Origin of the sequence: Candidatus Parakkermansia intestinigallinarum, from assembly GCF_944389695.1 — a bacterium.
GTDB classification, from domain to species: domain Bacteria; phylum Verrucomicrobiota; class Verrucomicrobiia; order Verrucomicrobiales; family Akkermansiaceae; genus Akkermansia; species Akkermansia intestinigallinarum.
The window spans coordinates 56,632-64,087 of record NZ_CALXNG010000013.1 but is presented as its reverse complement, the minus strand read 5'-3'; the positions used below and the strand labels follow the sequence as shown (position 1 = coordinate 64,087).

Here is a 7,456-nt window from a genome sequence, read left to right as displayed (position 1 = left end):
CCGTGTCGGGGTGCCGCGAATTATACAGATGAGTTGCCGCGACGTCAAGCTTTTTCGGCTGAATTTTTCGCAAATTTTTCAGACCACCCCGCAAGAGCCCGATAAATCAACAGCTTAGCAAGATATTGTTATCTCCCTTTTCCGCATCGGCGGCGTTTCGGCCACACGAATGCTCGTCTTTTGCTGACTTTTTGCCCGCATCTCTCCTGCTTTTGCTCCTAATCCGGGGCGAAGGGGGGATACGGGCGGCGGACGGCCCTGCCGCGCAAGCCCGGCGAGACGGGCGAGTGCAAGGCTCGGCGAGGGCTAAGTCGAGGAGGGCAAGGCTCAGCGAGCGGGCTGACGGGGCTTCGGCGCGGCAGGCATCCGCCCTATCGGCGCCTGCGCTCTCTCCCGACAAAAAGAAACGCATCCCCCGTTCGGGGGATGCGCCTAGAAACAACCAAGGAAAGATGGTCAGAGGCCTCAGGCCTGGGCAGCACGAGCCTTCTTGATGATGGAGGCGACAGTCTCGGACGGCTGGGCGCCGTTCTTGACCCACTTGTCGACTTTCTCCAGATCAATGGTGTAGTTGACGCCTTCGGCCATGGGGTTGTAGGTACCCACCTGCTCGATGAAGTCGCCATCGCGGCGATCACGGCTGTCAACAACGACAATCTTGTAGTAAGGGCGATCCTTGGCCCCTTGACGGTTCAGACGAATTGCTACCATAATAAAAGTTGATGATTTGGTTGTTCCACTTGCAGCAGTCAGCAGTCAGACGAACCTGCAAGTCGGGACGCCAAGATAGCACAGCTGATAACCGAGGTCAAGCACAAAGACAGAATTTTTCGCAGTTTTTTCGTTTGACTTATTCCTTGAGCCTCGGGGGGCGCGCATCAGGCTTTACAGGGCGTACGGGGATGCTAGAATAGGGGCATGAAAAGGCTTTTGGTTCTCGGTTTGTCGGTTTTGCTGGTGTCTTGCGCGGGGTCGGCGCAACAGGGTGGCGCAGCGGGGCGTCGCGCGGGTTCGGCGCCGACGATCTCTCCGCAGGTGAATCTCGATGAGTTGGGGCGGCGCATTTGGCAGAATGAGTGCGCGGGGTCGGTGCAGGGCTTGGTGTCTTGGAATGCCGGGGAGGATTTTCCGTCGCTGGGTATCGGGCATTTTATCTGGTTTCCGGCCGGGGTGGAGGCTCCTTTTGAGGAGAGTTTCCCGCGCTTTGTTGCTTTTGCCCGGAGTCGGGGGGTGCAGGTGCCGTCGTTTTTCCTCGGGGATGCGCCTTGGCCCGATAAGCAGGCTTTTCTCGCGGATCGCAGCGGGCGTGCTGATGCGATGCGCCGCTGGCTGGCGGCGCATGTGCGCTTGCAGACGGCGTTTATTGTGCTGCGCTCGCGTGAGGCTCTGCCGCGCATGATGCAGGCCAGTTCCCGGCCGCAGGCGGTGCGTGCCCACTATCTGGCGCTGGCGGCGACGACGCAGGGGATGTATTGCTTGGTGGATTACGTGAATTTCAAGGGCGAGGGTGTTCGTGCGTCGGAGCGCTACCAAGGTGAGGGCTGGGGTTTGTTGCAGGTGCTTGAGAAGATGAGGGGCAATCCGCAGGGGCGCGAGGCCACGGCGGAGTTTTCCCGCGCGGCTGCCGAGGTGCTGCGCCGCCGCGTGCAGCTTGCACCGGCCGGACGCGGCGAGTCTCGCTGGTTGCCCGGGTGGCTGAACCGCTGTGCGACGTATCGCTGAGCTGCGGCTGTGGGTCGCGCCCGGGAAGGCCGCTGAGGGGCGCTCGGGCTCGCGGGCAGCTCCGCCCCTGCCCGGGCAGGCGGCGGCGCGTGCCGTCGGCTAATGGGTGGAGCTAACTTCTTGAGTGGGGGCTTGTTCTGAGCCATGATGCGGACGTATGAAGGAGTCACCTCTCAATTCCGTGCATGTGCGCCTGGGTGCCCGCATGAAGGAGGAGTCGGGCTGGCGCTTGCCGGCGGGGTTTACGAGTTTGCTCGACGAGCATCTGGCGACGCGCACGTCGGCGGCGCTTTTTGATTTGTCTCATCTCGGTAAGTTCTCGGTGTCGGGGCCGGGGGCTTTGGATTGGCTGGAGGCTTTGCTGAGCCGCAGTTTGTGCTGCTGCGCGGACGGGATGGGGGTGGCGACGCTGATGCTGAATGATCAGGGGATGATTCTGGACCGCCTGACGGTTTGCCGCGAGTCGGCCGGCCGCTTTTTTCTGCTGTCGCAAGCGGCTCAGGCGGAGCAGGATTTTGCGTGGTTGCAGCGGCATTGCCCGGGTGATGCGCTCGCGCTGCGAGATGAGTCGGAGGATTTGAGTGCAATCGGGATTTGCGGGCCGGCGAGCAAGGCGGTTTTTGCGCGGGTGCTGCGGGGTGTGGATTGGATTCAGGAGGGGGCTTTCCGCCGTGTGTTTTATGATCATGAGGAGCTGAGGGTGTCGCGGCTGGGGGTGGTGGCGGAGCCCGGGTTTGAGTTGTTTTGCCCGGCTTCGTCGGGGATTCGCTGGTATGAGGCTTTTCTGGCGGCGGGGGCGCAGCCTTGCGGGCTGGAGGCGCAGGAGTGTCTGAGGGTGGAGCGGGCTCACGCGAGTATCCGCGGTGATTTGCAGGGGCATATGACGCCTCAGCAGGCGGGGCTCGCTTATTTGTGCAGCGAGGAGAAGGATTTTCGAGGGGCTGCGGCGCTGCGGCGCGAGCGAGAGCACCCGCCGGTGTATCGGCTGGCGGTGCTGGTCTGCGAGGAGAAGGGGTTGAGTCCGTTGGCCGGGGATCGGCTGCTGAATGACGCGGGGGAGGTGGTGGGGCAGGTGACGAGTTGCTGCCGCCCGCCGCATACGGGACGCGGGATGGCGATGGCGAGGCTGAGGACGGCTTTTTCCGCCCCGGGTACGCGGCTGCATTTGCTGCACGGGGGGCAGGCAGTTCCGGTGCGCGTGGTGGATATGTCGATTCAATGAGGCGGCAGTGGCGCGCGGGTTCGTTCGGCGAGCGGTTCCTCTCGGCTCAGGCTTGCATGCGCGAGGGGGCTGTGGTAGGATGCGGGCATGATGAAGATGCCTTGGCTGCGCGATTTTCCGCTTTATCTGGCACCGATGGCAGGGGTGACGGATCCGATTTTCCGCTCGCTTTGCAAGGAGGAGGGGGCGGATGTGATGGTGACGGAGTTTGTTTCTGCGGAGGGGGTTTTGCAGGCTTGGGAGCGCAATCGCCGCTATTTTGAGTTTGAGGAGGCTCATCGGCCTCTGGGTATTCAGGTGTTCGGCGGGCATCCGGAGCATCTGGCTGCGGCGGCGCGGCGGATTGTCGATGCCGCGCATCCCGATTTTCTGGATCTGAATGCGGGTTGCCCGGTTCCTAAGGTGGTGGGCAAGAACGGCGGGTCGTCGCTGCTCCGGGATTTGCCTTTGTTGCAGCGGGCGGCGGCGGCTCTGGTGCGCGAGTTGGGCGAGGATTGTCCGGTGACGGTGAAGATTCGCACGGGCTGGGATGCCGAGCATGTGGTGGCGCTGGAGGCGGTGTCGCGCTTGGAGGATGCGGGGGTGCAGGCGGTGGTGGTTCACGGCCGCACGCGCTCGCAGCAGTACGGCGGCAAGGCGGATTGGGGGCTGATTGATGCGTGCGCTCGCCGGGTGTCGATTCCGGTGATCGGCAATGGCGATCTCGCTTCTCCCGAGCAGGTGAAGGAGGTGCGGGAGGGGACGGCTGTGGCCGGGGTGATGATCGGCCGCGCGGCGATGAATGCTCCGTGGGTTTTTCGCCTCGCGAAGCATTATTTGCGCACGGGGGAGGTGCTGCCGCCGCCTTCGGCAACGCAGCGGCTCGATTTTATGCTGCGACACGCTCGCTTGGCCATCGAGAGCGGTCACTACGGTGATGAGTTGCAGACGATGCGGGCGATGCGGGCGCGGCTTCTGGCGTACGCGAAGGGGATTCCGGGCACGAAGCCGCTGCGCCCGTCTCTGGCGCGTGTGGCGGGTTATGCTGAGCTGGCGGAGCTGCTGGCGCCGCTGCGCGAGGATGCGCCGCCGCCCGCCGCTCTCTGACGGTTTCCAAGCAAAAACCCGAGGCTTGTGCCTCGGGTTTTTGTTACATCCCCACACGGATTCGAACCGTGGTTCTATGACTGAGAATCATATGTCCTAACCCCTAGACGATGGGGACTTTCACTACGTGAACCGGGACTCGAACCCGGGACCAATAGATTAAAAGTCTACTGCTCTACCGACTGAGCTATTCACGCATGGCTGACTGGCAGCGGCGACAGTTTATCGGATGCCTCCTGCCTTGTCAAGCACAAATTGCTTTTCGCTTTGCTTTTTTATGCGGCGAAGGCGGGGTCTGAAGACGACTCGACTCCGGCGAGGCTTGCTCGCAGGAGTCGGCATTTCGTCGTGCATCGGCAGGCTTTCGCAGCGTGCGCTACCTTGCTTTCGGGTCCGTGAGGATTTCAACCTTCCGTTTTGGCAGCGGCTTCGCGAAGGTTTTTGCCTACCTTGAACTTCACCACGCGGCGAGCGGGAATCGGAACGTCTTTGCCGGGATCCTTGGGGTTGCGGCCGATCTTGGCTTTGACCTCTTTTACCACGAAGGTACCAAAGTTGCGGAGAACGACGCGGTCACCGTTGCCCAAGGCTTCGGTGATCATTTCAATCGCGCGCTGAATGACGTCGAGGACATCGTTCTGCGTGAGGTTATTGCGGGTCTCAGCGCAAATCTTGTTCACCAGTTCTCGTTTCGTTATCGTATTGGCCATAGTTTTAAATGTATGGAAGCTGAGGGGAATATACCCTATTTCGGCGGGTTTGTCCCGCAAAAAAACGCTTGAATGCTCATTTTTTTATGTTTTGAGCTCTCGAAAACAGGATTGGATGTTGTTTTGAGGTTGACTCGGGGCGTTTTTCGCGAGAAACTGTGGCGCGATGGCAAGTCAGTACACGATTGAGCTTTCGGCAGAGGATGCGGCGGCGCTGGAGCGCAAGCTCGCGAATCGCGCGGGCTATGTCCGTGCGACGCGGGAGTATGCCCGGTTTTGCTTTGAGGGGCCGAGGGTGAATGTGGCGTATTTTCCGAAGCGTCGCCGCTTGCTGGTTCAGGGGGCGGGCTCGGATGAGTTTCTCGAGTTTGTGATGCTGACGAACCCGGGCGAGGGGGTGCTGCGCTCTCAGGCGAAGCGCGAGGCGCTTCTCGATGCGAGTCCGCATTTCGGTGTGGATGAGAGCGGCAAGGGGGATTATTTCGGCCCGCTGGTGGTTGCGGGTGTTTATTCGGATGAGCGCACGGCGCCGTCTTTGTTGCGGATGGGCTGCCGCGACAGTAAGTTGATTGCGGATGACGGGCGTATTCATGCGCTGGCCGAGCGCATTAAGGCGCTGCCGGGGCTGGCTTTCGAGGTGCTGTGCGTGGGGCCGAAGCGCTACAATGAGCTTTACGCCGAGTTCGGCAATCTGAATCGTTTGCTGGCTTGGGGGCACGCGCGGGTGATCGCGGCTCTGCACGAGAAGGTGCCGTCCTGTCCCCGGGCGCTGAGTGATCAGTTTGCCAATGAATGGGTGCTGAAGCGGGCTTTGGGGCAGCGGCATTTGCCGGTGCAGCTCGAGCAGCGTACGAAGGCTGAGAATGATGTGGCGGTGGCGGCGGCGTCTATTCTGGCGCGCGACCGCTTCGTGCAGTGGATGCGCCGGACGGCGGAGGCGGCTCAGTGTGAGTTGCCGCTGGGCTGTGCGCCGCAGGTGGTGAAGGCGGCTCGCGCGTTCGTGGCCCGGCACGGTCGCGAGCGTTTGCACGAGGTGGCGAAGTTGCACTTTAAGGTGACGGCGCGTGTGACGGGCGGCGGCGGAGATTGAGGCTCTTGCTGCACTCGGCGGCGGCAGGGATTGAGGCTCTCGCGGCTTTCGCGGCTCTTGCGGGCGCAGGGGCTCAGTGTTCTTGCAGCCAGGCGCAGAAGCGGCGTGCCCAAGCGAGGCTGATGCCGGGGATTTCGGCGATGTCTTCGGGGCTGCGTGAACGGATGCCGGGGATGCTGCGGTAGCGGGTGAGCAGGAGTTCTTTGCGGCGGGGTGTCATGCCGGGGAAGGCGTCGAGGCGGCTTTCGCGGACGCGTTTGCGGACGAGGAGTTCGTTGTAGTTGTTGGCGAAGCGGTGGGCTTCGTCGCGCAGGCGCTGAAGGAGTTTGAGGGCGCCGGAGTCGCGCTCGAGGATGAGGGGGTCGCTGCGGTCGGGGAAGTAGACTTCTTCGTCGCGCTTGGCCAGGCCGATGACGGGCATGTCTTGCAGGCCGACTTCGCGCAGGACGTCAATGGCGACGCTCAGTTGGCCTTTGCCGCCGTCGACGACGACGAGGTCGGGCACTTTGATGGGAGCGCGGCCTTCGGCGCTGAGTTGTTGCAGCCAGGCGTAGGTGCCGATGTCTGCGGGTTTTTCGTAGAGGGCGCTGCTTTCGTTGACGATGCGCGAATAGCGGCGCCGCACGACTTCGAGCATGGAGGCGAAGTCGTTCTGCCCGTCGACGCCGCGGATGCGGTAGCGGCGGTAGGCGGCGTTGTCGGGGCGCCCGTTGGTGAAGCGCACCATGGAGGCGACGATGTGGTTGTCGGAGAGGTTCGAGATGTCGAAGCACTCCATGATGGCGGGCGGGCGGGGCATGCCGAGGGCGTCGGCGAGCCGGGCGAGGTCGCGGTCGGGGTCGACGGTGCCGGGGAGGTCGGAGGAGCGGCGGGCGAAGCGGCGGGCGGGTTCGAGGGTGCGGATGATGTTTTCGCGGATGTCGCGCAGGCGGGCGGCTTTTTCGAAGTCGAGGGCGTCGGCGGCGGCGGTCATTTCGGCGGTGAGGGCGTCGAGGTGTTCTTTGCGTCCCCTGCCCTCGAGCAGGCCGAGGGCTGCGTCGAATTGCTCGCGGTAGGCTTCCGGGCTGATGCGCCCGATGCAGGGGGCGGAGCAGTGGCGGATGACGTCGTCGTGGCAGTGGCGGTATTGTTCTTCACCGGGTTGCCGGCAGTTGCAGGTGCGGAGGCGAAAGCGGTGGTTGAGCCACTCGAGGGTTTCTTTGAGGGCGGTGGCGTGGACGAAGGGGCCGAGGTATCGGGCGCCGTCGTCTTTGCGCAGTCGCACGAGGGTGAAGCGCGGCAGGGTTTCCTGACGGGTGGCGCGCAGGAGCAGGTAGCGTTTGTCGTCGCGCAGCTGGACGTTGTAGTGCGGACGGTATTCTTTGATGAGTTTTTGCTCGAGGATGAGGGACTCTTGGTCGTTGCGGACTTCGTAATAGTCGAAGTCGCGAATGGCGGCGATGAGGGCGCGCGTTTTGCTGTTGTCGAGTGTGGCGCGCGAGGGTGAGAAGTAGTTGGCGAGGCGGCGGTGGAGGTCTTTGGCTTTGCCGACGTAGATGATGCCGCCGCCTTCGCCTTTCATGAGGTAGACGCCGGGGCAGTGCGGGGTTTGCCGCCACTTGGCCTTGAGTTCCGTTTTGTCCATGC

The 7,456-nt window shown here is 62.8% G+C and carries 7 protein-coding genes and 1 tRNA gene; 4 read left to right on the top strand and 4 right to left on the bottom strand.

Annotation, left to right across the window (positions count from 1 at the left end; translation table 11 throughout):
- Positions 1-465: 465 nt before the first annotated feature.
- Entirely contained in the window at positions 466-711 is a 246-nt protein-coding gene (gene rpsP / locus AC6UAL_RS05395; RefSeq protein ID WP_500682346.1) for a 30S ribosomal protein S16, read from the bottom strand.
- 207 nt (positions 712-918) lie between these two features.
- Between rpsP and AC6UAL_RS05390 the strand changes: the two genes are divergently transcribed.
- The 3 genes from AC6UAL_RS05390 (at position 919) to dusB (ending at position 4,030) form a co-directional block, all read left to right on the top strand.
- The gene (locus AC6UAL_RS05390; protein ID WP_500682345.1) at positions 919-1,722 is read left to right on the top strand and encodes a hypothetical protein; all 804 of its coding nucleotides are present in this window, start codon (positions 919-921) and stop codon (positions 1,720-1,722) included.
- Positions 1,723-1,879: 157 nt separating this feature from the next.
- Positions 1,880-2,944 carry an aminomethyl transferase family protein gene (locus AC6UAL_RS05385; protein ID WP_500682344.1) on the top strand — a complete coding sequence of 355 codons (1,065 nt, stop codon included), beginning with the start codon at positions 1,880-1,882 and terminating at the stop codon, positions 2,942-2,944.
- A gap of 87 nt (positions 2,945-3,031) precedes the next feature.
- Positions 3,032-4,030, top strand: a complete 999-nt coding sequence (dusB, locus tag AC6UAL_RS05380; RefSeq protein WP_500682343.1) for a tRNA dihydrouridine synthase DusB — start codon at positions 3,032-3,034, stop codon at positions 4,028-4,030.
- Between the two features lie 124 nt (positions 4,031-4,154).
- Here dusB and AC6UAL_RS05375 read toward each other — a convergent pair.
- Both AC6UAL_RS05375 and AC6UAL_RS05370 read right to left on the bottom strand, forming a co-directional pair.
- Positions 4,155-4,227 (bottom strand) — tRNA-Lys (locus AC6UAL_RS05375).
- Between the two features lie 207 nt (positions 4,228-4,434).
- Positions 4,435-4,740, bottom strand: coding sequence for an HU family DNA-binding protein (locus tag AC6UAL_RS05370; protein ID WP_500682342.1), 306 nt, complete (start codon positions 4,738-4,740; stop codon positions 4,435-4,437).
- A gap of 166 nt (positions 4,741-4,906) precedes the next feature.
- Between AC6UAL_RS05370 and rnhC the strand changes: the two genes are divergently transcribed.
- On the top strand, positions 4,907-5,830 hold the full coding sequence (gene rnhC / locus AC6UAL_RS05365) for a ribonuclease HIII (protein ID WP_500682341.1): 924 nt from the start codon (positions 4,907-4,909) through the stop codon (positions 5,828-5,830).
- A gap of 73 nt (positions 5,831-5,903) precedes the next feature.
- Here rnhC and AC6UAL_RS05360 read toward each other — a convergent pair whose 3' ends face one another.
- On the bottom strand, positions 5,904-7,454 hold the full coding sequence (locus tag AC6UAL_RS05360) for an excinuclease ABC subunit UvrC (protein ID WP_500682340.1): 1,551 nt from the start codon (positions 7,452-7,454) through the stop codon (positions 5,904-5,906).
- Between the last annotated feature and the right edge of the window lie 2 nt (positions 7,455-7,456).

Coding starts and splice junctions, on each gene's coding strand:
- AC6UAL_RS05385 (WP_500682344.1), top strand. CDS start 1,880: ATGAAGGAGTCACCTCTCAATTCCGTGCATGTGCGCCTGGGTGCCCGC.
- AC6UAL_RS05370 (WP_500682342.1), bottom strand. CDS start 4,740: ATGGCCAATACGATAACGAAACGAGAACTGGTGAACAAGATTTGCGCT.
- rpsP (WP_500682346.1), bottom strand. CDS start 711: ATGGTAGCAATTCGTCTGAACCGTCAAGGGGCCAAGGATCGCCCTTAC.
- AC6UAL_RS05390 (WP_500682345.1), top strand. CDS start 919: ATGAAAAGGCTTTTGGTTCTCGGTTTGTCGGTTTTGCTGGTGTCTTGC.
- AC6UAL_RS05360 (WP_500682340.1), bottom strand. CDS start 7,454: ATGGACAAAACGGAACTCAAGGCCAAGTGGCGGCAAACCCCGCACTGC.
- dusB (WP_500682343.1), top strand. CDS start 3,032: ATGATGAAGATGCCTTGGCTGCGCGATTTTCCGCTTTATCTGGCACCG.
- rnhC (WP_500682341.1), top strand. CDS start 4,907: ATGGCAAGTCAGTACACGATTGAGCTTTCGGCAGAGGATGCGGCGGCG.